The sequence below is a fragment of the Nitriliruptor sp. genome, assembly GCF_040882075.1.
GTDB lineage: Bacteria > Actinomycetota > Nitriliruptoria > Nitriliruptorales > Nitriliruptoraceae > Nitriliruptor.
Genome location: NZ_JBBEBZ010000201.1, coordinates 1 through 24864 on the forward strand (window position 1 = coordinate 1; position 24864 = coordinate 24864).

Genomic DNA, 24864 nt, shown 5'->3' on the forward strand with positions numbered 1-24864 from the left:
CGTGGGCGGTCGTCCGGTCGTGCGTCCCCGGCTCGAGATCATCATCCGACCGCTCCCGTAGACCGGTGCGCCGGGCTGCGGGAGCGGCCCGGTCGCCTCGACGTCCCGGTCCGTTCGCGCTCCCCGGCCCACCACGACCGGCCGTAGGCCGACCGAGGAAGGGCCACCGATGGGCCACAGCCCGCTGCCGCCGCAGGATCTGTCCAGGACCGGGACGCGTCTCGACCTGTACGACACGACGCTGCGTGACGGCACCCAGCGCGAGGGCGTCACCCTCTCGGTCGACGACAAGCTGCGCGTCGCCCGTCGTATGGACGAGCTCGGGGTCGCCTACATCGAGGGCGGCTGGCCCGGCGCGAACCCCAAGGACACCGAGTTCTTCCGCCGCGCCGCCGACGGGGAGCTCGATCTGCACGCCACCCTCGTCGCGTTCGGGATGACCCGTGGTGGCGGCCGTCGCGCCGAGGACGATCCGCAGATCGCCGCGCTGGTGGCGGCGCGAACCGACGTGGTGTGCCTCGTCGGCAAGTCCTGGGGTTACCACGTCGACGAGGCGCTCGGCGTCCCGCGTGACGAGAACCTCGCGATGGTCCGCGACTCGATCGAGCACCTCACCTCGCTCGGCAAGCGCGTGTTCTTCGACGCCGAGCACTTCTTCGACGGGCTGGCCCGTGACGAGGCCTACGCCCGGGACGTCGTCCGCGTCGCGGGTGAGGCGGGTGCCGAGTGCGTGGTGCTGTGCGACACCAACGGCGGTGCGATGCCGTGGGGCGTGCTCGAGATCGTCCGTGGCCTGGTGTCCGACCTGCCGTGCGACGTCGGCCTGCACTTCCACGACGACGGCGGCTGCGCGGTGGCCAACTCGATGCTCGGTATCGAGGCAGGCGCGGTCCAGGTCCAGGGCACCGCCAACGGTCTCGGGGAACGCTGCGGCAACGCGAACCTGTTCACGATCATCGCCGACCTGCAGCTCAAGCGGCGGCTGCCCCTCGTGCGTCCCGACCAGCTCGAGCGTCTGACCGAGATCAGCCACACCGTCGCCGAGCTGTGCAACCAGTCGACGCCGGACGTCGCCCCCTACGTCGGGCACACCGCGTTCAGCCACAAGGCTGGTCTGCACGCGTCGGCGTTGGCCAAGGCGCCGGACATGTACCAACACATCGACCCGGACGAGGTCGGCAACCGCCAGCGCCTGGTGGTCAGCGAGCTGGCCGGTCGCAGCAACATCGTGCTGAAGGCCCGCGAGCTCGGCGTCGAGGTCGACGACGCCCAGGCGCGCGCGGTGCTGGCAGAGGTCAAACGCCGCGAGGCCTTCGGCTGGACCTACGAGGCCGCCGACGCCTCCTTCGGTCTGCTGCTGCGCCGCGTCGCTGGCTTCCTGACCGACGACCAGGAACCGTTCCGGTCCCAGCACTACCGCGTGAACGTCACGGGTGGCGCTGCGGAGGCGACCGCGGGGGAGGGCCCCGCCGAGGCCATCCTCGCCGTCGAGGTGGGTGGCGTCCGCCGGCTCGGCGCCGGAGAGGGCAACGGGCCCGTCGACGCGCTCGATCACGCCTTCCGCAACGCCGTCAACGGCACCTGGCCACACCTCGATCGGGTCCACCTCGCCGACTACAAGGTCCGCATCCTCGAGGCTGCTGCGGGGACGGATGCGGTGACCCGCGTGCTGGTGACCGCGACCGACGGGACCACCAAGTGGGACACCGTCGGCGTCCACGCCAACGTGGTCGAGGCGTCGTGGCTCGCGCTCTCGGACGCCTACACCCACGCGATCCTGCGCCTCGGCGCGACCGCCGACGCAGGGAGCACCTCGTGACCCGGTTCATCCGCTTCGCGGGCGACGAGGGTCCCCGCTACGGGATGCTCGACGGCTCCGAGGTCGCCGTCATCGCCCCGCACCCGTTCGCGGCCCACCGCCCGACCGGCGAGCGCGTGCCCGTCCAGGGCCTGCAGCTGCTCGCGCCGGTCATCCCGTCCAAGATCGTGTGCGTGGGCAAGAACTACCGCGACCACGCCGCCGAGATGGGCGGCGAGGTCCCCGACGAGCCGCTGTTCTTCCTCAAGCCGTCGTCGTCGGTGATCGGCCCGGGTGAACCCATCCGCTTGCCGGTCGACCTGTCCTCCGAGGTCCACCACGAGGCCGAGCTCGCGATCGTCATCGGCGCGCTCCTGCAGCGGGTGACCCCCGAGCAGGCCCGCGCCGGCATCCTCGGGTTCACCTGCGCGAACGACATCACCGCCCGTGACCTGCAGCGCCGCGAGAACCAGTGGTTCCGCGCCAAGGGCTTCGACAGCTTCTGCCCGCTCGGTCCGGCCATCGCCACCGACCTCGACCCATCGGCGTTGCGCATCCGCTGCACGGTCGATGGGGAGGTGCGCCAGGACGGTTCGACCGCCGACCTGGTGTGGGACGTGGCGGCGCTCGTCAGCGAGATCAGCCAGGTCACCACCCTGCTGCCGAGCGATGTCATCCTCACCGGCACGCCGGCCGGCGTGGGGCCCCTCGCCGCCGGCCAGAAGGTCCGGGTCGAGATCGAAGGCATCGGCGTGCTCGAGAACCCCGTCGTCGACCGGCCCGACCACCAGCTCGCCTCCCCCTGACGAGCGAGGTGAGACCGCGAGGGCTGCTCCCTGGCACGTCGTCGGGTGGCACGGAACCGGCGCCACCGCGGGTTCCGTGCGCTCGTCCGCGTGGGGCCGGGCATCCGCTGCCCGGAACCGGCGCAGCCGCGTGTTCCGTGCGACGACGTCGACACGTTGGCCCGGGGCTGCACGGAACCAGCGCCATCGCGTGTTCCGTGTCCGCACCGGCTCCTGATCGCGGCGTGCGAGAGCCCCCGCCGCGGCGGGGGCCCTCACGCGGTACCGAAGGATCAGACCAGCTCTGGCTCGCCCCTCGTCGGGACGTGCACCATCTCGCCGCTGTGGTCGAGGTCCGGGTGCTGCTGCAGCCACCCGACGAAGGCCAGCAGACCGCTCAGCATCGCCACGAACGCGGTGACCATCGCGGTCATCGAGTCGGTGTACCCGTCGGGGGTGATGCCGAGGTTGAAGGCCGTGGCCGTCGCTGCGACCGCGTTGATCGCGGCGAGGGCCAGCAGGATCGGGACCGCCTTGGTCGGGACGGGCAGACCGAACTGCTCCTGGCCTGCGGGGGCGCGGAGGCTGTCGAGGCTGAGGAGGCGTCCGCCAGCGAGCGCGACCACGACCACGAGCAGACCGAACACGAACGGAGCCAGGCGGGTCATGCCGAGCGCGATCATCACGGCGAGGTAGCCGAGGCCGACCAGGCCGAACAGGCGGGTGCGGTAGCCGACGACCAGCGCGACACCCACGGTCAGCTGGACCGCACCGAACACCACGACCCAGAAGCCCATGGCCGGCAGGATGAGGCTGTCGACGAGGCTGCCGACGAACGCCCAGTGGTTGCCGACGATGGTGGTGAACACCTCGGTCTGAGCCTCGGCGCTCGCGAAGCCCGGCAGCGCGTTGATGCCGGGGTCGACCCGGGCCCAGATCTCGTGCAGGAACCGGAAGCCGACGAAGATGCGCAGGACGGAGACCAGCGCCGCCGTCGTGTCGCCGTACCGGTTGGTGGCGTACAGGCCGAGGACGATCAGCGCCGACAGGACCACGAACTCCATGGCCACGAAGGTGAAGCGACCCGTCGAGCGGCTGCCCATGGTGATGAAGAAGAAGACGCCGACGAGGCTGAACGCAGCGATCGCGGCGGGGATGTACTCCCGCTTGAAGACCGGCAGGTCGATCAGCCAGCGGACCGCGCGGGCGGCACCGCTAGTGGCACCGCGGGTGCGCTCCATGATCAGACCGTCGAGCCCGAAGTAGTTCCCGGCGCCGGTGACGAGGACGAACAGGTGCATCGCCGCGAAGAACGGTGGGATGCGGGAGTTGCCCAGCATCATGATGCTGACGTCCATGCCGAGGGCGGCCACCGCCAGTGGCCGGACCGCGAAACCGACGATGAACGCGACGGCGAGCAGGACCTGCAGGCCGATCACGAAGTAGCTGAACGCCACGGCGTTGGGGCTGATGACCGACTCGAAGATCCAGGCGAACCACGAGTAGGTCCCGTCGGCGACCGCCAACGCGGATTCCTCACGGACCGCGTCACCTGCGCCGGAGCCCATCCAGGTGGGGTTGGCGCCGGAGCCGAAGCCGCCGATCTTCCAGTTGTGTCCGACGGTGACCTCGAACAGCCACATCATCCCGAGGAAGATCCGCAGGAACGCGATCGCCGACGCCTTCACCGCCTCGGCTGGCAGTTGCAGCAGCCCATCGTCTCGGAGGTGGACCTTCATCATCGTCGTGCTCCTCGTTGTGTTGGTAGTCGGGTGGGGTGTTCGTGCAACCATGACAGCCCTGGGGGTGGGACCCTGGAGGCCTTGGCCGCGTCCCGTCGGGACCTTCGGCGGCGATGTGGTGGGACCATCGCTGGGCGCGGAAGGGGTCGCCCGCGGTCCGTCGTGCTTCGATGCGTTCCCCGCCGCCGCCCACCGCCGAGGCGCACCCGTGATCCCCAACGTCCTCGCCAGCCGCTACGCCTCCGACGCGATGACCGCCATCTGGTCCCCGGAGGGCAAGGTGGTGCTCGAGCGCCAGCTGTGGATCGCGGTGCTCCGCGCGCAGGCTGAGCTGGGTGTGAGCGTCCCGGACGGCGTGGTCGACGACTACGAACGCGTGATGGAGGACGTGGATCTCGCGTCCATCGGGCAACGGGAACGGACGACGCGCCACGACGTGAAGGCTCGCATCGAGGAGTTCAACGCGCTGGCCGGCCACGAGCACATCCACCAGGGGATGACCTCCCGCGACCTGACCGAGAACGTCGAGCAGCTCCAGGTCCAGCGCTCGCTGCTGGTCGTACGCGACCGCATCGTCGCCGCGCTCGCACTCCTGGCCGATCGTGCAGCCGAACACACCACCACCGTCGTGACCGGTCGCAGCCACAACGTGCCCGCGCAGGCCACCACCCTCGGCAAGCGGTTCGCCAACGCCGGTGAGGAGCTCCGGCAAGCCCTCCTGCGGATCGAGGACCTCATCGCCCGCTACCCGCTGCGCGGCCTCAAGGGGCCCGTCGGCACCCAGCAGGATGCCCTCGACCTGCTCGGTGGGGAGCAGTCGACCTTGGACGAGCTCGAGGACCGGATCGCGACGCACCTCGGGATCCCGGCACGGCTCGACAACGTCGGGCAGGTCTACCCGCGGTCGCTCGACCTCGATGTCGTGTCGGCGCTCGTCCAGGTCGCATCCGGACCCTCGAGCCTGGCCAAGACCATCCGTCTGATGGCCGGTCAGGAGCTGGTCACCGAGGGCTTCCAGGCGGGCCAGGTGGGATCGTCGGCGATGCCCCACAAGATGAACACCCGCTCCTGCGAGCGCGTCAACGGGCTCAAGTTGGTGCTCGACGGCTACCTCACGATGGTCGCCGGTCTGGCCGGCGACCAGTGGAACGAGGGGGACGTGTCGGATTCGGTGGTCCGACGCGTCGCGCTCCCCGACGCCTTCCTCGCCCTCGACGGGCTGTTCGAGACCTTCCTGACCGTCCTGGTGGAGTTCGGCGCGTACCCGGCGGTCATCGAGCGGGAGCTCGCCCGCTACCTGCCGTTCCTCGGGACCACCCGCGTGCTGGTCGCTGCGCTGCGAGCTGGCGTGGGCCGCGAGACCGCGCACGAGGTCATCAAGGAGCACGCGGTGGCCGCCGCGCTGGCACTGAGGGAATCCGGGCAGGAGCACAACGACCTGTTCGATCGGCTCGCCGCCGACGACCGGTTGCCGTTCGACCGGGCGGAACTCGAGGAGCTGGTCGCGGACCCGACCACGTTCGTCGGTGCCGCGCCCGTGCAGGTGGAACGGTTCGTCGCCGCGGTCGGTGACATCACGGGGCGTCACCCGGAGGCGTCCCGCTACCGGCCCGCCGCGATCCTGTGAGCCCTCGTCCCGTCAGGTCGTGACGGGGTGCCGGAGGGCCCCAACCGCCAGGCCGGTGGGACGGTCACGAACGAGGTGGTCCCGGCCCCGGCCTACCATCGCACCGACCGTCCCCGACCCGACGAGGCCCCCGTGACCGACGCACCCGTGCGTGTGCGCTTCTGCCCGGCACCCTCCGGCGTGCTCCACGTCGGTAGCGTCCGTGCCGCCCTCTACAACTGGCTGCACGCCCGCCACCACGGCGGCACGTTCGTGTTCCGTATCGAGGACACCGACGCGGCCAGGGCGACCGAGGAGTCGATGCGGTCGATGATCGAGGCCCTGTCGTGGGTCGGGCTCGACTGGGACGAGGGACCCGACCCCGCCGACCCGCTCGGCGCCGAGCGCGGCGACCATGGTCCGTACCGGCAGTCCTCGCGGCTCGAGCTGTACACGGCCGTCGGACGGCGGCTCGAGGAGGCCGGCCACCTCTACCGCGACTTCCGGACCGCCGAGGAGCTCGAGGCGTGGCGCGCGTCCGCCCGTGCCGGCGGCGGCGACGGGCCGCCCGTGGTGAAGGCCTCCGGGTTCCGCCACAGCGACGACGAGGTGGCGCGCTTCACCGCCGAGGGACGTCCCGCCTCGCTGCGGCTGGCGACCCCCGAGACCGGCCACGTCGTGGTCGACGATCTCGTCCGCGGTGAGGTGCGGTTCGACTGGGAGCAGATCTCCGATCCGGTGCTCGTGCGCTCGGACGGTTCGGCGACCTACCCGCTCGCCAACTCCGTGGACGATGTCGCGCAGGGGATCTCGCTCATCTGCCGCGGCGAGGATCTGCTGTCGGTCACACCCCGGCAGCTGCTCATCCACGACCTGCTGGTCCGGGACGGGCTGCTCGACGCGGCCCTCGACGAGGTCGGGCTCCCGGCCCGCGACCCCGCCTGGGGTGCTCCGAGCAGCTTCGCCCACCTGCCGATGGTCGTCGGCATGGACCGCAAGAAGCTGTCCAAGCGGCACGGGTCGGTGGCCATCCAGGAGTTCGCGCGGCAGGGCTTCCTGCCGGCCACCCTGCGCAACTACCTCGCGTTGCTCGGTTGGTCCCACCCGGACGGCCGCGAGCGTCTGAACGACGACGAGTTGATCGCCGCGTTCGACGTGTCCGGTGTCGGGCGGTCCGCCGCCGCCTTCGACGTCGACAAGCTGACCGCGTTCAACGGGGAACGGATCCGCGAGCTCGACCCAGCGGAGCTGTCGACGCTGCTCGTGCCGTTCCTCGACGGCACCTACGGCGATCGTCTGCTCGACGACCCGCCGACGGAGCCGCAGCTCGCGGTCGTGGGCGGTCTGGTCCCGCTCGTGCAGGAACGCATGCAGCGGCTCGACGAGGTCCAGGGCTACGCCCCCCCGTTCTTGACCGCCGAGGTCGCGCTCGACGAGGCCTCGGTGGCCAAGGTGTTCACCAAGCCCGGAGCGGTGGCAGCGATCGAGGCCGCACGGCGGGTGCTGGCGGACGTCGACTGGACCGTCGAAGCCATCGAGGCGGCGTTGCGTACCCTCCCCGAGGAGCTCAGCAGCGGGTTCGGCAAGGTCGCCCAGCCGATCCGGGTCGCGGTCACCGGATCCTCGGTGAGCCCGCCGCTGTTCGAGTCGATCGAACTGCTCGACCGCGAGGTCGTGCTCGCCCGCCTCGACGCCGCGCTCCCCGTCGCCCGGGCCCACGCGCCCGAGGGCTGACCCCGAGCTGCGGCGCCGGGCGGGGGCAGGACCGACGGCTGGAGGAGCGGCCGCGGGTCGCGCGCTCCGTGCGGCCTTTTGCGCGCCTGTCCCGGCGTCCGTACCATCCGCAGCCGCCCGTGCCGACGGAACCACGACGTCGCGAGCATCCACCTTTCGGGGGTGGTGTAATCGGTAACACGACTGGTTCTGGTCCAGTTATTGAGGGTTCGAGTCCTTCCCCCCGAGCAGGTCGACCACGGGTCCGCCCGCGGTTCGACCCGGGTGCCTGACCTCGGTTAGGCTCCCGCCCGCTCCACCGTGGTGGAGCACGCGCGGTCCCGTCGTCTAGGGGCCTAGGACGCCGCCCTCTCAAGGCGGAAACGGGAGTTCAAATCTCCTCGGGACTACGATGTCCACAAGCTGTGGATGGCCACGGAACGGGCTCGCACACCACGTGCGAGCCCGTTCTCGTGTTCAGGGGTCCGTCAACAGCTCCGGCGCGTAGCGTTCCAGGATGCGGCGTGCGAAGAGAACTTTGTCCTGTACTCGCTGACCGGAGGGGTGGGCCGACGACCAGAGCTCGAGGTTCTCGAGTCGGTTGTCGTGGCGGACGCCGTTGCGGTGGTGCACCGTCTCGTCCGGATGCAGCGGCCGTCCGAGGTACCGCGCCATCACGAGTCGGTGCTCGGCTGCGGTTCGGTCGCCACCGATGAGCCAGCGCTCGTCCGCCGGGACGGGAACGAGCCAGTAGCCCTGGTGCTCGTACCCATCGCCTTGGACGATCCGGATGGGCTGATCTGCGCGTACGTCACCCGTGAGGACCAGGCGCTTGTAGTGCGTACCGCAGTACGTCCGTGCGTAGCGCTGTCGGTCGCAGCAGCCGTCGACCTCGCACGGGCCGGTGGACCGCAGCGGACGGAGCGCCGACTCGTCTCCGTGGCGTCGCCACTGCTGGTAGTGGGCGTGGCACCAACCCCGCGACTTGGCGTCCCGTTCGCAGCCGTCGACGGCGCAGGTCCGCGGTCGCTCGCCTCGGACCGCTGCCCCGGTCCGCAGCCAGCGCTTGTAGTGCATCCCGCACCACCCGCGGCTCTGGACCGGGCGGTGGCAGTCGGGTTCCTGACAGCTCACGTGCTCGCGGGCCACGAGGTGCTCCTGTCCGCCGGCGTGGTCCGCCTCCCACGAGCACCTTGCCACCGACCTGTGACGCGGCGATGTCCAGCCCCGAGAGCACGGGCGGGTCAGCCCGTCGGGGGCCGCTCGCCGGTGAAGATCGCCCGCGCCGCGGTCAGCGTGTCCGCAGCGTCGGCGTCCTTGTCGTGCCGGTAGCCGCGGACGCGCGCGAACCGCATCGCGATCCCGCCGGCGTAGCGGGTCGAACGCACGAACCCATCGAGCGCCACCTCCACGACCAGCTCCGGTCGCACGTGCACGACATGGTCGCTCCCCGAGCCCGAGGCGACGTGGCCCTCGCGGCGCACCTCGCGTGCCAGCAGCTGCTCGGTCTGCCAGGCCAGCAGTTCGTCGGTCATGCCCTTGAAGGTCTTGCCGAGCATGGTGAAGCCGAGGCCACCGTGTTCGACGTCGACGGGGTCACCGGGTTCGGCCAGCGCGCCGAGGTGGATGTTCGACAACCACCCGTGTCGCCGCCCGGACCCCCACTCCGCGGCGAGGACCACGAGGTCGAGGGTGTGGACCGGCTTGACCTTGCGCCAGGTCGCGCCCCGCCGGCCCGCCTCGTACGGCGCGTCGAGATCCTTGACCATCACCCCCTCGTGTCCTGCCGCGAGGGTCCGCTGGAGGAAGGCTTCGGCCTCGTCCGGGTCGGCCGTGACGAGCTGGTCGACACGCGATCCATCGGGAACGGCGCGCACGAGCACCTCGAGCCGATCTCGCAGCGGCCGGTCGATCACGTCCTCACCGTCGAGGTGGAGGATGTCGAAGAACCGCACGCTCAAGGGGACGTCCTCGCCATCGGCTGTCGCCTCGCGTCCGCGGCCGACCCGCGCCATGGTGTCCTGGAACCGGCGAGGACGACCGTGGTCGTCGAGCGCGAGCACCTCCCCGTCGAGCACGACGGAGCGGACCGGCAGCGACCGCACGACGGCGACGACCTCGGGCAGCCGGTGGGTGACGACGTTGAGGTTGCGTGTGAACAGCCGCACCTCGTCCCCGCTCCGGTGGGCCTGCACCCGGGCGCCGTCGAGCTTGGCCTCGACCACGACCTCGGTGGCCCCGTCCGCGCCTGCGCTGGCCTCGAGCGCGTCGGTGACCGACGCGGACGTCGAGGCGAGCATCGGCTCGAGCGCACGTCCGACCTCGAGCCCGAACGCGTCGAGGGCCCGCTCGCCACCCGTCACGGCCGCGACGGCGGTGATCCGCAGGTCACCCGAGAGCATCGCGGCGCGGCGGACCGCGGGCTCCGGAACGTCGGTGGCGCGGGCGATCGCGGTGGTGAGCAGGCCGGCCAACGCACCCTGGCGGAGGTCACGCACCACCAGACGACGGAGCCACTCCTGCTCCTCGGCGGTCGCCCGCCCGAGCAGATCGGTGAGCGCGGAGATGCGCGCGGTCCGCGACCCCGCCCCGGCGGGCGTGTCCGCGATGCGTTGGAGCGCAGCGTCCACCTCGGCGATGGACAAGGAACCGTCCGACGCGGCGGGTACATCGGTCCCGAACATCGCCGACGGTCCGAGGTCGAGGCGGTCCTGGCGTGGCTCACCCGACAGGTAGGCGACGACGGTCGGTAGCAGCTCGAGGTCCGCCGCGGTGATGACGTCGGCGAGCGCGGCGACCTTGGCCGTCCGGGACCTGGTGGCACCGACCCGCTGGCTCGCCGCGACCAGTTCCGCCAGCTGCACGTGACCTCCTCGCCCGCCCGCGCTGCGTCAGCGCGACCCGTCGGTCACGGTCGGTGCGGACCCCACGGTGGCGATCCCACGCTCCGCGCCGAGCCGGTCCGGGGCATCGACCTCGCGGCGCAGGACCGTCACGATGGCGACGCAGGTCACGACGGTGAGCACCAGCAGCGGCAGGCCGGTGGTGATCTGGAAGGTCCGCATGGCTTGGAGGCCGCCCGCGACCAGGAGCGTGCCGCCGACGAGGCCCTCGCTGATCGCCCAGAACACCCGGGTGCCGACCGGTGGATCCTCGTCGCCATGCGAAGCGAGCATGTCGATCACGAAGGGCGCCGAGTCGGACGAGGTCACGAAGTAGACGACGATCACGAGCAGGCCGACGACCGAGACCACGGAGGTGAGCGGGAACGCGTCGAAGAAGTCGAAGATCGCCACGGGGACGTCGTTGACCGCAGCGTCGAGGAACGCGTCGTCACCCTGGAGCACCCGCCGGAGGGCGATGTTGCCGAAGACGCCGTACCAGAGGGCGATCACCAGGGAGGGCACCAGCAGGACCCCCAGCACGAACTCGCGCACCGTGCGACCACGCGACACCCGGGCGACGAACATGCCGACGAACGGGGACCACGCCAACCACCACCCCCAGTAGAACAGCGTCCAGTTGCCCATCCACGTCGCGTCGGCCGAGGTGGTGCCACGGAAGGCGGTCTCGGGGAGCCGCTGGAGGTAGAGCCCGATGCTGTCGACGGTCGCGGTCAGCGCGTACGCCGTCGGACCGGCGATCAGCACGAAACCCAGCATCGCCATGCCGAGGTACAGCGCCGCCTGGCTGAGCAGCTTGATCCCACGATCGAGCCCGGAGACGACCGAGATCGTCGCCGCGAGCGTCGCGAGGCCGATGACCCACAGCTGCGTCGACAGGCCGTTCGAGACGCCGAAGAGCCGCTCGAGGCCGGCACCGAGCTGCTGGGCACCGATGCCGAGGGTCGTCGCGACACCGAACATCGTGCCGAGGATGGCGAACACGTCGACGGTGTGACCGATCGGGCCGTAGATGCGGTCCCCGATGAGTGGGTGCAGCAGCGACCGCATCGCCATCGGCAGGCGCAGCCGGTAGGCCATCAGCGCGAGGCCGAGCCCGATGACCACGTAGATCGCCCAACCGTGCAGCCCCCAGTGCAGGTAGGTCAGCACCATGGCCTGACGCGCGGCTTCGGCCGTCTCCGCGTCGCCGTACGGCGGGTTGGCGAAGTGCGCGAGCGGTTCGGCGACCGACCAGAACAGCACGCCGATCCCCATGCCGGCGCTGAACAGCATCGCGAACCACGCCACGTAGGAGTACCGGGGTCGGGCGTCCGGCGGGCCGAGGCGTACGTGCCCGAACCGTCCGAGACCGACCCACAGGACGAAGACGAGGAACCCCGAGACGGCGAGGGTGTAGAGCCACCCGAGGTTCGTGACGATCCAGGTCTGGACCTCACCGAAGATGTCGTTGGCGGTGTCGGGCGCCGCGACCCCGAACACCACGAACGCCAGGATGAGCGCCGCGGACGGCACGAAGACGGCCGGTGCGATGTCGACGCCCAGGAAGCGACGCGTCGTCACGAGCGGGGAGGGGGCGGTGGTAGCCGCCGGACCGGCCGGTGGCGGAGAGGCGTCGCTCACGAGGAGCTTCCGAGGCGTTCGGGGACCAGCACGACCGGACAGTCGGCGCCCGCAAGCACGCGTCGGGTCAGGGAGGTCGGACCGGGCCAGGACCTGACGAGCCCGTGGGGCCGGCCGAGCACGAGCATCGCGGCCCCCGCGCTCGCGTCGAGGAGGGCGCGAACCGGTGGCTTCTCGACCACACGTCGTCGCACCGAGAGCTGCGAGGTGTCGCCGAGTTCCTCGGCGTAGGGCTCGAGGTCGACGCCGGTCCCGTGATCCCCCGGAGGGAGCGACGGGAACGCGGTCGACCGCTCTCCGCCGCGTGGAGGAGGACGAGCTCGATGCCGGTCCGACGGGCGTGCCGGGCCGCCCAGGAGACGGCGGCGCGTGATGCCTTGGAACCATCGACCCCGACGACGATCGTGTCCGCTGCATCCGCCACGTGCGTCTCCGACCTCGGCTCTCCCGGACGCTAGCGAGCACCTGCCGCGCTCGGACCGACCGGTCAGCCGCAGGTCAGGCGGAGCTCGATGACCGCAGCGACGGCCCCGAGCGGTGTCCCCGACCCGTCGGTCGCGATGCCAGCAGGCACGGCGCGGTCGAACCGATCGAGCTCACAGGCTGCCTCGAGGTCCGAGGCCGGCGCCCAGTCCGGACCCTCGTCGGTGAAGTTCCGGCCGGCATCGGACGGCGCGACGCGGGCGAGGAACGGCGCCGCGTCGGGTTCCAGGCCACGGAGGCGTGCAGCGATGAGCTCCGCTGCCGCCAGGTCCTCGTCGCCGTCCCGACCGAGCGACTCGCCGGTGATCACGAACGTCACGCGCCGTGGCTGGAGGGCAGCGACGGCCCGCGCGGTCGCCGCTGCGGTGACGAACGACGCCGCGAACAACGCCCCCGAACCCGCGCAGCGGACCAGCCCCTGCGTCCCCGCCGACGTGCGGTGGATCACGGTCGCGCCCTCGAGGGGGAGCGACGACGCGGCCACTTCCGTCGGCGAGTTGCCGAGGTCGAACCCGGGCGGCGGTTCACCTCCCACCTCGCCGGCGAGCAGCGCGTCCGGCAGGTGGTCGTCGCGGAGCGCGACCGCCCGTTCGGGTCGGTCCACCGCGAGGACGCGAGCGACGCCGCGAGCGAACAGCCAGGGGACGGTCGTGAAGGCCCGCAGCACGTCGATGACGACCACGACCTCGTCGTCCTCCGCCTCCGCGAGCGGGACGAACCGGACCTCCATCAGGACCGCGGGGTCGTCAGGAACCGGACCAGCTGATCGTGACCCGTGACCATCGCGTCGATCGGGGCGAACTCGCCGCGTTGGTGGGCCTGCGCGGTCAGCCCAGGGCCGTAGTTGAGGGCCGGGACGCCGACCTCGGCGAAGCGCGCCACGTCGGTCCAGGCCTGCTTGGCGGCGACCGGCGCCCCCACCGTGTTCACGAACGCCCGCACCACGGGGTGGTCGAGGCGCGGCGGAGCAGGAGGAGCGAGGTCGACGACGGTGACCTCGGCGCGCTCGCCGACCCGGTCGCGGAGCTCGACCTCGGCGTCCTCGAGCGATCGGGACGGAGCGAACCGGAGGTTGAGGTTCACCGTGAACGTACCGGGGACCACGTTGCGGAACGGTCGGGCGACGCGTTCGCCGGGCTCGAGGCCGTCGCCCCGTGCTCGGGGCGCGAGTCCTGGTGTCCAGGCCATCGTGGCGGACCACACGTCGCGGTAGGCGATGCCATCCACCTCGACGTCGCGCACGTGGTCGTCGTGCAGCTCGGCGAGGAAACGGCCGGCCTTGGTCAGGGCGTTCTCGCCGTGCCACGGTCGCGCCGAGTGGGCTTGCTGGCCGACGAACCGCAGCTCGGCGTGGATGCCGCCGAGGCAGCCGAGTTGGACCTCGCCATCGGTCGGCTCGAGCACGATGGCCAGCGCTGCCTCGGTCAGCCACGGGACCGTGTCGAGCACCTCGCGCAGCTCGTTGTCCTCGGCGCCCCCTTCCTCGCCCCCGTACAGGACGAGTGCCAGGTCGTACGGCGAGGTATCGCGCAGCTCGCCGTCCTCGAACGCGGCCATCGCGATGACGTTGCCCGCCTTCATGTCCGACGCGCCGCGGGCGATCACGACCTCGGTGTCACCGATCGTGGCCACGCGCGGTTCGCGATCGTCGTCGGTGGGTGGCACGACGTCGAGGTGCCCGACGAGCAGGACCAGCGGCGCGTCGCGTCCCGGTCGCCGTCCGTCCACCACGATGCTGTTGCCGACGCGGGTGACCGGCTCGCCGAGCTCGGTGTACCGAGCTGCGACCGTCGTGGCGATCGGGTCCTCATCGCCGGTCACGCACACCTGGCCGCAATGGTCGAGCAGCCGCGCGACGAGGTCGTCCCGGAGGGTGGATACGTCGGGGGTCACCGGTCAGTCGTTCGCGTGGAGCGCGGCGTTGAGCCCGCCCCAGTCGGTGGTCGAGCCCTCGCGGTCGGCCACGGTCACCGCCCCGGACACCGAGTCGCGTCGCAACAGCAGCCCGTCGCGGCCGGACAGGTCGCGGGCCTTCACGATGCTGCCGTCGGGCAACGTCACCTTCGTCCCGCCGGTCACGTAGAGGCCGGCTTCGACGATGCAGTCGTCCCCGAGCGAGATGCCGATGCCGGCGTTCGCGCCGAGGAGGGTGCGTTCGCCGATGCGGATGACCTCCTTGCCGCCGCCCGACAGGGTGCCCATCACCGACGCGCTGCCGCCGAGGTCGGACCCGTCGCCGACGACCACGCCCGCCGAGATGCGCCCCTCGACCATCGAGGACCCGAGCGTCCCCGCGTTGAAGTTGACGAAACCCTCGTGCATCACCGTCGTGCCGGAGGCGAGGTGCGCACCGAGCCGCACCCGGTCCGCGTCGGCGATCCGCACCCCCGACGGGACCACGTAGTCGGTCATCCGGGGGAACTTGTCCACCGAGGTGACCCGGACGCGGTGCCCGGCGGCGTGCAGGTCGAGCCGCAGCTGTTCGAACCCGTCCGGGTCGCACGGACCGAGGTCGGTCCACACCACGTTGTGCAGCACCCCGAACGCGCCCTCCAGCGAGATCGCGTGCGGGGCGACGACCCGGTGCGAGAGCAGGTGGAGGCGGAGGTAGGCGTCGTGGGCGTCGACCGGTGGCGCGTCGAGGTCCTCGACGAAGGTGACCACCGCGACCCGTTCGGTCCCCGTCGGTGCGCTGGGCGGCTGGGCGGCAGCGGCGATCGCGCCACGGACGGCGACGAGCACCTCGCCGTCGGCACCGGCCTGCTCGAGCGCGGTGACGTGTGCGGCGGTGAGCTCGTGGGTCTCGGTCCCCTCGACGTGGCCGAGCGCGTCCGCGATGGCGCGGGCCCCCGGCGCGTCGAGGCGGACATGCGGGTACCAGGTGTCGAGCACCTTCGTGCCGTCGCCGCGGGTCGAACGTGTGGCGACCCCGACGCCGTGGGCGGGGCGGGGAGGGGAGGCGGACACGGGAGCTCCGTCGGGGGCGCGGGTTCTGGGCCGGAGGGGAACGCTACCGTCCGCGCCTCGCCCACCTCCGGCCCGGAGCCCGTCCCTGTGACCGAACCGTCGCACGTCGACCCCTCGCGGGACCCCGACGAGGACGACATCGTCGCGACCCGACCTCCCGAGGCGGACCGACGCGCGACCCCGTTCCTGCCGCTCGACGTCCTCGGCACCTACGTGGTCGGGTTCGCGATGGGCACGGCCGACATCGTCCCCGGCTTCTCCGGCGGGACGGTGGCGCTCGTGGCCGGTGTCTACGAACGGCTCGTCGCCAACGTCCGGCAGGCAGCGCGCGCCGCATCGCTGCTGGTCCGTGGGCAGCTCCGCGAGGCCATCCGTGCCCTCGGCGTGATCGAATGGGTCTTCGTCGTCGCGCTCCTGTCGGGCGTGTTCTCGGCGATCGTGGCGCTCGCCTCGTTCCTGGAGCAGCAGCTCGAGGACGAGCCGGTGCTCATGTCGGCCATCTTCCTCGGGCTGGTCCTCGGCGCGACCGTGGTCGCCACCGGTGAGCTGCGCGCGCCGTCGGTCCGGCACGCCGTGATCGCCGTCGCGGTCGCCGCGGTGACGTTCGTGGCCCTCGGAGCACGCGCCGCGACGTCGGCGGATCCCGCCCTGTGGCTGCTGTTCATCGGCGGGGCGATCGCCATCTGCGCCCTGATCCTGCCGGGCATCAGCGGATCGTTCCTGCTGCTGCTGTTCGGGGTCTACGAGTTCGTGATCGCCAGCGTGAGCAACTTCGACGTGACCGTGCTCACCGTGGTCGCAGCCGGGGCCGTCGTCGGCCTGGCCAGCTTCTCCACGCTGCTGAACTGGCTGCTGCGCGAGCACCACGACGTCGTCCTCGCCGCGCTCCTCGGACTCATGGCCGGCAGCGCACGGGTGCTGTGGCCCTGGCCATCCACCGACGGTGTGGGCGACCCGAGCCTCGGACCGCCGGTCGGCAGCGAGGTCCCCCTCGCGATCGCCGTCATGGTCGGCGGCGTGGTGGCGGTCGTGACCTTCGCCTTCGTCGCGCGACGGGTCGCCGACGCGACCTGAGGGCGGCAGCTGAGGCGCTACGAGCCGGGCAGCCTGCCAGCATCCAGCGCCTCTCGCCACCGTGCCACGGCGGCTCGGCACCCGTCCACGGTCGGGACCAGCGCCAGCCGGAGCCAGCCGGTCCCACCCGGCCCGAAGGACCGCCCGGGGGAGGCCACGATCCGTTCCCGCAGGAGCGCCTCGGTGTAGGCCGCGTCGTCGCCACCGGGTGCGCGGAACCACACGTAGAACGTCGCCTCGGAACCTGACACCTCGATGCCGGCTTCTTCGAGGAACGGCAGCACGACGGCGCGCTTCGCGGCGAAGACGGCGCGGCGCTCGTCGACGTGACCCTGATCGCTCCAGGCGGCGGTCGCCGCGACCTGCACGAAGTCCGGCGGCGCGGTCCCGATGTTCGGGCGCAACAGCCGCAGACGGGTGATCAGCTCCGGGTCACCCACGATGGCGCCCGACCGGTAGCCGGTCATCCCCGAACGCTTCGAGAGCGACACGAACGCGAGGACACCGGTCAGATCGCCGTCGGTGGCTTCGAGCGCCGAGGGGGCGGGCTCGTCGAACCACACCTCCTGGTAGCACTCGTCGGAGGCGAACAGGACGTCGTGGTCGCGCGCCACGGCCAACTGTTGCCGGTACCAGCCGACGTCGACGGTCGCGCCGGTCGGGTTGTGGGGGTGGTTGACCCACGCGATGCAGGCGCGGTCGAGCCGGTCGGCCGGTAACGCGGTGAGGTCGAGCCGCCAGCCGTCCTCGGCGGTGAGGGTGACGGGATCGGACACGCCGCCGGCGAACATCGCGCCGCGGCCGTAGACCGGGTAGCCGGGATCGCCCCACACCACGTGGCGCTTCGGACCCCCCGGATCGAGCACGGCGAGCGGGAGGTGGAAGATCGCCTCCTTGCTGCCGGCCGAGGGCAGGACGTGCGCGTCGGGATCGATCTCGACGCCGTGGCGCCGGGCGAACCAGCCGGCCACGGCTTCGCGGAGCTCACGCTGTCCGGCCGCCGTCGGGTAGCGGCTGACGGGACCCACCGCGCCGGTGAGCGCCTCACGGATGAAGGCCGGTGTCGGCTCGTCCGGATCACCGATGGAGAAGTCGTGCAGCGTCGCGCCGTCCGCACGCAGCTGCCCGGCCAGATCCTGGAGTCGCGCGAGCGGGTAGCCGCCCAGCTGCGCGAGCGCGGGGTTCGAGGTCACCATGGGCGGCAGCGTACGCTCGCCGGCGTGAGCTCCCAGCGCACCATCCTCGTGCACGTCTCCGGGCGTGACCGGCCCGGCATCACGGCGGGCCTGCTCGGCGTGCTCGCCGACAGCGGTGTCGAGCTGTTCGACATGGAGCAGGTGGTGGTCCGCGAGCGGCTCACCCTGGACCTGCTGCTCGGCGTCGACGAGGGTGACGACGCCCTGAAGGAGCTGCTGTTCCACGGGTTCCAGCACGACCTGCAGCTCGACTTCGAGGTCGTCGAGGACAGCTCGTCGCGAGCCAGCTCGGACCGCGCTGTCGTGACCGTGATCGGTGCGGCGCTCTCGCCTGCCGCGCTCCGCGACGTCACCCGTGCCATCGCTGACGGTGGCGGCAACATCGACCGCATCGTCCGGTTGTCGCGCTACCCGGTGGTTTCGTTCGAGTTCGTCGTCGTCGACGGTGACATCGACCGGATGCGGACCCACCTCGTGGCGACGTCGGGCGATCACGGGATCGACGTCGCCGTGCAACGCGAATCGCTCGGCCGCCGGGCCAAGCGGTTGGTGGTCATGGACGTCGACTCGACCCTCATCCAGGACGAGGTCATCGAGATGCTCGCCGAACGGGCGGGCTGCCACGCCGAGGTGGCCGAGATCACCGAGCGGGCGATGCGGGGCGAGCTCGATTTCGCGACGTCGCTGGGCGAGCGGGTCGCCAAGCTCGCCGGGACCCCCGTCGAGGTGCTCGACCAGGTCGGTGATGCCATCACCCTGACGCCCGGCGCGCGCACCTTCGTGCGGACGCTCAAGCGTCTCGGCTACACCGTCGCGATCGTCTCCGGCGGCTTCACGGCCGTCGTCGACCGTCTCGCGGCGGACCTCGGCATCGACCACGCGGTGGCGAACGAGCTCGAGGTGGCCGACGGTCGGCTCACCGGACGGGTCATCGGTGAGGTGGTCGACCGGGCCGGGAAGGCCGAGGTGCTGCGCCGCATCGCCGCGACCGAGGGCATCCCCCTCGAACAGACCGTCGCCATCGGCGACGGCGCCAACGACCTCGACATGCTGGCGGTCGCCGGTCTCGGCATCGCCTTCAACGCCAAGCCCGCCGTGCGAGCGGCCGCGGACACGGCCGTCACGGTGCCCTACCTCGACGCGATCCTGTTCCTGCTCGGCATCCGCCGCGACGAGGTCGAGGCGGCCGACGCCAACGACCCGAGCGTGGTGCGGAGCGGGCTCATCCCGGTCCCGGGTACCCCGCCTCGGTGACCGCCGGCGAGGTCAGCCGGTCGAGGTGAGGCGTTCCACGACGTCGATGCGACGCACGATCCGCAGGCCCGCCCGCTCGTAGAGACGCACCGCGGGACCGATCGTCACGTCGTCGACGTCGAGCGCGGCACCGGTCAACCCGCGCGTCCGGAAGGTGCCGAGCGCGTCGAGCAGCAGCGCCATCCCGAGCCCGCGGCCACGCCAGGCGGGCACGACCCCGAGGTCGCGGACCCAGCCCTCCTCCGGCGCGCCCTCGACGCCGGCCCGGCAGAACGCGAGGCCGACCACCTCGCCGTCCGGGTCGCACGCGAGCTGCGTCAGCGACGGGTCGAACGCCGGGTCGCGCAGGATCCGGTCCTCGACCCACTCCTCGAGCGTCAACGGGAAGTGCGTCGGCACGTCGGCGAAGGCCGCGCTGTGGGCCGTCCACGCCCGCACCTCGTCCCGGCCGGGCCGGAACCTGCGGGTGGTGATGCCCTCCGGCCAGGTCGGGGGACGGGGCGGCTCGTCGAGGGAGAGGCGCATCGTCAGCAGGTGCCGGACGGGGACGAACCCCCGCGTGCTGAACCACGCCCGAGCCCGGTCGTCGCCGTCGATCACGGTGGTCCGCACGATGGCGGTCTCGGCTCCCTCCTCGGCGGCTGCGCTGCGAGCCCGCGTCTCGGCGAGGTCGAGCAGGTGGGTGGCGATCCCACGTCCCGTCGCGGCCGGGTGGACCTGACCCTCGACGTGCACGACCGTCGCCTCGTCGAGCAGGTCGAGTTCGGTGCTGTACTCGCCGACGCCCACCAACACCGGCTCGGGGCCCGGTTCCTCGACGAGGACGACGTCCTCGAGCCCGTCGAGCATGAGCCACCGCACGCGGACGTCCTCGGCACGCGTGGCGACGACCCCGGTCCGCGTGCGCTCGGCGGCGGCGAGGAGATCGGCGACGCGGCCGACGTCGTCCCAGGTCGGGCGACGCGAGCTGAACGGCTCCGGTGGGGACCGGAGCTCGTCGGCGTGGGGATCGGGAGGCACAGCCAGCGACGCTACCCTCGCTCGCCTCACCGACGACGAACGAGGCACTCGCTGTGGCCCGTGTGACCGTCCACCACCTGACCCCGGTCCGCAACCTCCCGCTGATCGAGGAGGACGGGCTGCGCACCCGTGCGGACCTGTCAGGTTCGCTCGGCCCGATCGACACGTTCGACGAGGCGGCCCCCGGGACGTACGCCAACGGCCGGCGGGTATCGGGGTGGTTGTCGCTCGATCACGCCAAGGGGACGGTCGAGGCGTGTGGGCCGGGCCGCGTGAGCTACTCGGTCGATCCCAACAAGACCCTCGCGGCGCCCGCCTCCCTCCGCGCGGACGGCGACCCGGCCGACTACTGGGAGGCCGCCAAGCCGCTGGCCGACTGGCAGGCCGACGGTGCCGTGCCCGACGACCTCGAGGTGCACACCAACGTGGCGGTGCGGGCCAAGTACCTCCAGCTCCACGCCCCGCTCGTCGGCGACCGCGAGCTCGGCGACTACGCGCCGCTCGTGGCGGCCGTCGCGGACGAGGACCGGCTGTCGGCGAAGGCCCTGATGCACCTGGCGGTCATCGCCTCCGACGGCGACTTCGACTCACCGGACTTCGTGGCGGCCTGTGCGCTGGCGTGGCGCGACGAGCCGGACGCGGGCGACCTCGTCCGCGAGCTGATGGAGACCGATCCGGACAAGGTCGCCTCGGCGGCGCTCGCGGAGCACGGTGCCACGGCGCCGGAGGTCACCGGCAAGCTCCGGCACGTGCTCGATGAGACCCGCGAGTGGGCCGACAGCCAAGGCATCGACCACGGACGCGGGTTGTTCGCGCGGACCGCCGCGGTGCTCGACGAGCTCGAAGCCTGACGCTCGCCGACGGCGGGAGGTCGGCGAGAGTCAGTAGCTGCTGGCGGCATCCCTGCTGTACAGCGCCACGACCGTGAACCCGCGCGGCCGAACCGGGCGTCCTTGCAAGACTGCACAGACCAGGTACGGTCTGGCGTATGAGTAGCAACTCCGCCCCGTCCGAGCGCACCCCGCTGCGCGTCCCCATCGCTGCCGCCGCCGAGCGAGGCGTGTCCTGGGTGAACGACCAGGCCGCGCAGCGGCGTGTCGTGCTCACCAAGTACGGACGCCCCGGTGCGGTCGTCGACAGCGCTGAACGCCTCGACGAGACCGCCCGGCTGGTCCGCGAAGCCCGGCGGGAGGTCGTCGAGCAGATGTGCGAGGTGGCAGCCGGACGCGCCGGTCAATCGCACAGGCTGGACGCGGTGTGCGAGAAGCTCGGTATCGACCTCGACCGCGTCCACGAGCGAGCGCGCCAGCTGGCGCGCTGAGTGCGCCGCAGCGAACGCTTCCCGGCCGACGCCGCGGAACTCGTCCTCACCGATCTCTTCGTCGAGCAGCTCGCTGAACTGATGGTATGGCGGCGTGAGGACGTGCTGGTCGGGCTGGTCCGGTTGTGTGCTGACCCCGGCGGGAAGCATCCCCTGCGTGCACCACTTGCTGGGTGGAACACGCTCGAGGTGCTCGGCGGCCACCAGCGGGTGGTCTACCGCGCCACGGTCGTCGATGGCGTCGGCCTGATCGAGGCGTTGTGTCTGGGGCCACGCACCGATTCCGAGGTGTACGACATGGCGATCGGCCTGCGTGATGCTGGTGTGCTCACCGACGATGAGCTGACCGAGCTGTGGGACGCGCTGGCGATCCTCGACGTGGTCGCCGAACAGGTCGGGCTCGACGGGTGGGACTTCCGGCCCGAGCCGGCACCTGAGGGGATGCGGCGCGCTGCGGTCGCGTCCGGGCTCCTCGGCGAGGAGATCGCCGCGCTGTTGAGCCGAGACGAGATCGAAGCCGCTATGGCCGCCGGGTGGGGACCTGAGGGACCCGACCCGATGGCTGCGCTCGTTGCAGCCCTCGAACGCGCACGGTCCCGAGCGGAGCCGCTCGGACCGGGTGAGGCAGCAGCCATCCTCTCCGCACGCTCCGGGGAACGCTGCGGTGTGCTCCTTCCACGCGCGCAGCGCCCGTGTGTTCGACGCACGGGACATCCAGGCCCGCACCGAAGCGGATGACCTCCACGCCACCGCCCACTGCGGGTGGAACGGGCGGTCGCCACCGCGCTGAGACTGACTGCGCTCAGTAGCTGCTGGCGGCACCACTGCAGTACAGCGCTGCCGGGTCCGTCGCGGCTTCGACGGCCTGTCGCACGCCGGCCTCCTTCAGATCGAGGACACGGAGGTCGCCGTCGATCTCGGCGATGGCTTCGACACGGTGCAACTCTTCGCCGAACTCCTCGGCGAAGGCGGCGAGTCCGCGGAGCTTGTCGAGCGCGTCACCGAGGTGGGTGCCGTGCGGGTCGACGATGGAGATCTTGAGGTCGTGGTCGTCGCCGTGGAAGAACACGAAGTCGGGGCACATGCGACGCCAGTGTCCTTGGCCGTCCTGGTAGGCCACCGCGAGCGCATCCTCGGACGGACGGGACGGGTTGCGGTACCACGCCTGAAAGCCTTCACGGTCCATCTCCGCGTCGAGGACACCGATCTCCCAACGGTTGAGCGTCCCTACTGGGAAGTGGCCGTCGTCGTCGGTCATGAGGTGGCCGGTGCGAGTTGGCAGGCGGCCACCGTTCAGATCCTCGGTCTCCTCGGTGCGCACTCGCGGACGCAGGATCTCGATCCGTTGGGGCTCGGGGGAGAGCCCCTTGATCTCGTCGTACGCGGTACGACGTTCGTCGGGGAGGCTCTTGATCGCGACCCGGTGCGTGTCGAACCACCGGGAGGCGAGCTGGTCGGCCTCTCGGTCGAGCTCCTCCCCGGCGCCCTCGAGGCGTGCGAGGGCAGCAACCTGAACGTGTGCGTCGAACAGGCCGTCGTCGTCCTCGTCCCCGACGGCGATGTGCTCCGCGTACACCCGTGCGAGATCGGGGGTGAGCGCCCGGCCGGCCGCCTGGAAGTGCGCCTCGACGGCGCGGTCGTCAGCGATCTCGACGAACGATCCGGCCGGTGAGACCTCACGTGCGAACACCCCGATGTTGATGGTCTCCCCGCCGACCTCGATCACGTCCTCCCTGGCGGCTTCCAGCCGTTCGCGGTGACGCCCGGCGAGGCCGTCGAGCACCGCGCACAGCTCCCGGTAGGCCTCCTTGCGTGCGTCGTCGCGCAGGCCATCTCGTGAGAGGGCGTGGGCGAGAGCCATCAACCGGCGAAGCGGTCGTGCAACACGACGTGGCAGGGTCTGTGACGGCAGCTTCTCGAGCGCGTCCCACACCGTCTCCGGAACGGCCGGGTTGGGATGCATGTCGACCGGCACGACCATGACCCGGCGGCCGTCGCCGCCTCCGGTGCCGTCCGCGTCGTGCTCGCGGTCCCCGACCATGGCCCTGGCGACGTCGGCGGCGGTCGAGCGGTTGAAGTGCGGCAGCACACAGACGACCGAGTTCAGCAAGTCGTCGCCGGGTACGCGTCGGGCGAGCGGCGTACGGACCATGCGTCCGAGGAGCTGGGTGATGTGGGTCTCGTCCTGTGCCGGCCGGAACGACACCAACACCTCGGCGCGGGGGCAGTCCCAGCCGGTCGAGATCGCGTCCTTGGCGAACAGCACCCGGATGTGGCGGCGGTCCTCGACCAGCTCGGGACTGATGTAGGGGACGTCGAACCCACCGAGGCGGATGTCGGTGTGCTCACCGAAGACGTGGGCCATCGCGTCCGGTGCCAGTTCCGGCCAGGTCTCGTCGATGGTGGTGAACGCGTCGAGCAGCAGCTCGTCGGACGGCTTGTTGGGGACCTGGACGACCAGCAGCGGCCGGACCGCTTCCGCGGAAGCGCCTTCGCGGTCGGCGTACGCCTGCCACAGCTCGGTGGCTTCCCTGACCTTCCTGGTCGCCCGCGCGAGCAGGACCGTGTCGAAGGTGCCGGACTCGGTGGGGAACTCGAGCCGGATGTCGTCCTTCAGCAACCCGGACTCCTGCACCCTCGCCGGGTCGACCCTCACCGGCGGGTAGGTGGTGCGCCCGGTCGCGACCGCCATCGCGTCGTCGAACCGTTCGACGGTGGCGGAGATCCCCCACACGATCGGCACCGGCGGGACCCCGTTCGCGCCGTTGACCAACCGCTGGACGATCGTGGCTCGCTCGGCCCGTGCGCGCTTGGTCGGGGATCTCATCCCACGGTGCGCCTCGTCGAGGACGAGGTAGAGCGTCAGGTCTTCGTCGGCGATCGTGTTCGCCAGGGTGTCCCACATCGTGAACGCGCGCGCGTCCGGTGGCACGTCCCGACCTTCGAGCAGTCCCCCTTCGGGGGCGCCCTTGACCAGCAGCGAGTTCCGCGACAGCTTCTGGGCGTTGAGGAAGTAGACCTTCCCCGCTTCGAGCTTCTCCCGGTTGAAGGTGTTCTCGATGACCTCGAGTCGCGAGTGCGCGATCTGGTCGGCGGCGTCCATCAGCCGGAAGCGGGTCTGCTCGTTGAGCGAGGGGTCGTCCGTGAACCACAGCACGACGGCACCCGGGTCAGGTTCGAAGTCGTGGTCCGCGCTGCCGTCGAACAACGCCTCGATCACCGCAGCCGCCATCACGGTCTTGCCGGCCCCGGTCGTGGCGGTCAACGAGAACGCGATCGGGCTCTGCCATCGGTGCCAGTCGTGACGGGCACGTTCGAGGTGGCCGAGGACGTCGCCGACGGCATCGTCCTGGTAGTCCTTCAGCGTGTAGCGCACCGG

The 24864-nt window shown here is 71.5% G+C and carries 20 protein-coding genes and 2 tRNA genes; 11 read left to right on the top strand and 11 right to left on the bottom strand.

Annotated elements, in window-relative coordinates; genetic code table 11:
* The first annotated feature begins 169 nt into the window (after positions 1-169).
* Positions 170-1819 carry a citramalate synthase gene (cimA, locus tag WEB03_RS13905; RefSeq protein ID WP_368071516.1) on the top strand — a complete coding sequence of 550 codons (1650 nt, stop codon included), beginning with the start codon at positions 170-172 and terminating at the stop codon, positions 1817-1819.
* Entirely contained in the window at positions 1816-2604 is a 789-nt protein-coding gene (locus WEB03_RS13910) for a fumarylacetoacetate hydrolase family protein (RefSeq protein WP_368071517.1), read from the top strand. The genes cimA and WEB03_RS13910 overlap by 4 nt, the downstream gene beginning before the upstream one ends.
* Before the next feature lie 272 nt (positions 2605-2876).
* On the opposite strand, the gene WEB03_RS13915 is transcribed toward WEB03_RS13910, so the two are convergent.
* Positions 2877-4325 (bottom strand): hypothetical protein, encoded by a 1449-nt coding sequence (locus WEB03_RS13915; protein ID WP_368071518.1) that lies wholly within the window; start codon positions 4323-4325, stop codon positions 2877-2879.
* Between the two features lie 208 nt (positions 4326-4533).
* On the opposite strand from WEB03_RS13915, the gene purB reads away from it, so the two are divergent.
* From purB to WEB03_RS13935, 4 genes are all read left to right on the top strand, one after another.
* Positions 4534-5952, top strand: a complete 1419-nt coding sequence (gene purB / locus WEB03_RS13920) for an adenylosuccinate lyase (RefSeq protein ID WP_368071519.1) — start codon at positions 4534-4536, stop codon at positions 5950-5952.
* Between the two features lie 132 nt (positions 5953-6084).
* Positions 6085-7665 (top strand): glutamate--tRNA ligase, encoded by a 1581-nt coding sequence (locus WEB03_RS13925; protein WP_368071520.1) that lies wholly within the window; start codon positions 6085-6087, stop codon positions 7663-7665.
* 156 nt (positions 7666-7821) lie between these two features.
* Positions 7822-7893 (top strand) — tRNA-Gln (locus tag WEB03_RS13930).
* An 88-nt stretch (positions 7894-7981) separates the two neighbouring features.
* Positions 7982-8054 (top strand) — tRNA-Glu (locus WEB03_RS13935).
* A gap of 67 nt (positions 8055-8121) precedes the next feature.
* On the opposite strand, the gene WEB03_RS13940 is transcribed toward WEB03_RS13935, so the two are convergent.
* From WEB03_RS13940 to WEB03_RS13970, 7 genes are all read right to left on the bottom strand, one after another.
* Positions 8122-8793 carry an HNH endonuclease gene (locus WEB03_RS13940; RefSeq protein WP_368071521.1) on the bottom strand — a complete coding sequence of 224 codons (672 nt, stop codon included), beginning with the start codon at positions 8791-8793 and terminating at the stop codon, positions 8122-8124.
* Between the two features lie 95 nt (positions 8794-8888).
* Positions 8889-10508, bottom strand: coding sequence for an ATP-dependent DNA ligase (locus tag WEB03_RS13945; protein ID WP_368071522.1), 1620 nt, complete (start codon positions 10506-10508; stop codon positions 8889-8891).
* Positions 10509-10535: 27 nt separating this feature from the next.
* Entirely contained in the window at positions 10536-12170 is a 1635-nt protein-coding gene (locus tag WEB03_RS13950) for a BCCT family transporter (RefSeq protein WP_368071523.1), read from the bottom strand.
* Between the two features lie 67 nt (positions 12171-12237).
* On the bottom strand, positions 12238-12594 hold the full coding sequence (locus tag WEB03_RS13955; RefSeq protein WP_368071524.1) for a universal stress protein: 357 nt from the start codon (positions 12592-12594) through the stop codon (positions 12238-12240).
* A 63-nt stretch (positions 12595-12657) separates the two neighbouring features.
* On the bottom strand, positions 12658-13383 hold the full coding sequence (locus tag WEB03_RS13960) for a 2-phosphosulfolactate phosphatase (protein WP_368071525.1): 726 nt from the start codon (positions 13381-13383) through the stop codon (positions 12658-12660).
* Entirely contained in the window at positions 13383-14546 is a 1164-nt protein-coding gene (locus WEB03_RS13965) for a M20/M25/M40 family metallo-hydrolase (protein ID WP_368071526.1), read from the bottom strand. Before WEB03_RS13965 ends, WEB03_RS13960 begins: the two co-directional genes overlap by 1 nt.
* A gap of 3 nt (positions 14547-14549) precedes the next feature.
* The gene (locus tag WEB03_RS13970; protein ID WP_368071527.1) at positions 14550-15620 is read right to left on the bottom strand and encodes a DapH/DapD/GlmU-related protein; all 1071 of its coding nucleotides are present in this window, start codon (positions 15618-15620) and stop codon (positions 14550-14552) included.
* Positions 15621-15707: 87 nt separating this feature from the next.
* Here WEB03_RS13970 and WEB03_RS13975 point away from each other — a divergent pair, with 87 nt between their 5' ends.
* Positions 15708-16694, top strand: a complete 987-nt coding sequence (locus WEB03_RS13975; protein ID WP_368071528.1) for a DUF368 domain-containing protein — start codon at positions 15708-15710, stop codon at positions 16692-16694.
* A gap of 17 nt (positions 16695-16711) precedes the next feature.
* On the opposite strand, the gene WEB03_RS13980 is transcribed toward WEB03_RS13975, so the two are convergent.
* Positions 16712-17890, bottom strand: coding sequence for an aminotransferase class I/II-fold pyridoxal phosphate-dependent enzyme (locus WEB03_RS13980; protein ID WP_368071529.1), 1179 nt, complete (start codon positions 17888-17890; stop codon positions 16712-16714).
* Positions 17891-17914: 24 nt separating this feature from the next.
* On the opposite strand from WEB03_RS13980, the gene serB reads away from it, so the two are divergent.
* Entirely contained in the window at positions 17915-19144 is a 1230-nt protein-coding gene (gene serB, locus WEB03_RS13985; RefSeq protein WP_368071530.1) for a phosphoserine phosphatase SerB, read from the top strand.
* A gap of 12 nt (positions 19145-19156) precedes the next feature.
* Here serB and WEB03_RS13990 read toward each other — a convergent pair whose 3' ends face one another.
* Complete coding sequence (locus WEB03_RS13990; RefSeq protein ID WP_368071531.1) at positions 19157-20164, bottom strand: GNAT family N-acetyltransferase; 1008 nt, start codon at positions 20162-20164, stop codon at positions 19157-19159.
* 53 nt (positions 20165-20217) lie between these two features.
* Between WEB03_RS13990 and WEB03_RS13995 the strand changes: the two genes are divergently transcribed.
* From WEB03_RS13995 to WEB03_RS14005, 3 genes are all read left to right on the top strand, one after another.
* Positions 20218-21015 carry a hypothetical protein gene (locus tag WEB03_RS13995; protein WP_368071532.1) on the top strand — a complete coding sequence of 266 codons (798 nt, stop codon included), beginning with the start codon at positions 20218-20220 and terminating at the stop codon, positions 21013-21015.
* Positions 21016-21152: 137 nt separating this feature from the next.
* A complete protein-coding gene (locus WEB03_RS14000) occupies positions 21153-21485 on the top strand; it encodes a hypothetical protein (protein WP_368071533.1) in 333 nt (110 codons plus the stop codon).
* Complete coding sequence (locus tag WEB03_RS14005; RefSeq protein WP_368071534.1) at positions 21486-22223, top strand: hypothetical protein; 738 nt, start codon at positions 21486-21488, stop codon at positions 22221-22223.
* Between the two features lie 64 nt (positions 22224-22287).
* Here WEB03_RS14005 and WEB03_RS14010 read toward each other — a convergent pair whose 3' ends face one another.
* Positions 22288-24861 carry a DEAD/DEAH box helicase family protein gene (locus tag WEB03_RS14010; RefSeq protein ID WP_368071535.1) on the bottom strand — a complete coding sequence of 858 codons (2574 nt, stop codon included), beginning with the start codon at positions 24859-24861 and terminating at the stop codon, positions 22288-22290.
* Between the last annotated feature and the right edge of the window lie 3 nt (positions 24862-24864).

Bases quoted from the DNA above. Each gene is read 5' to 3' on its own strand.
- cimA (WP_368071516.1), top strand. From the start codon at position 170: ATGGGCCACAGCCCGCTGCCGCCGCAGGATCTGTCCAGGACCGGGACG.
- WEB03_RS13980 (WP_368071529.1), bottom strand. From the start codon at position 17,890: ATGGTGACCTCGAACCCCGCGCTCGCGCAGCTGGGCGGCTACCCGCTC.
- WEB03_RS13960 (WP_368071525.1), bottom strand. From the start codon at position 13,383: ATGGAGGTCCGGTTCGTCCCGCTCGCGGAGGCGGAGGACGACGAGGTC.
- WEB03_RS13915 (WP_368071518.1), bottom strand. From the start codon at position 4,325: ATGATGAAGGTCCACCTCCGAGACGATGGGCTGCTGCAACTGCCAGCC.
- WEB03_RS14000 (WP_368071533.1), top strand. From the start codon at position 21,153: ATGAGTAGCAACTCCGCCCCGTCCGAGCGCACCCCGCTGCGCGTCCCC.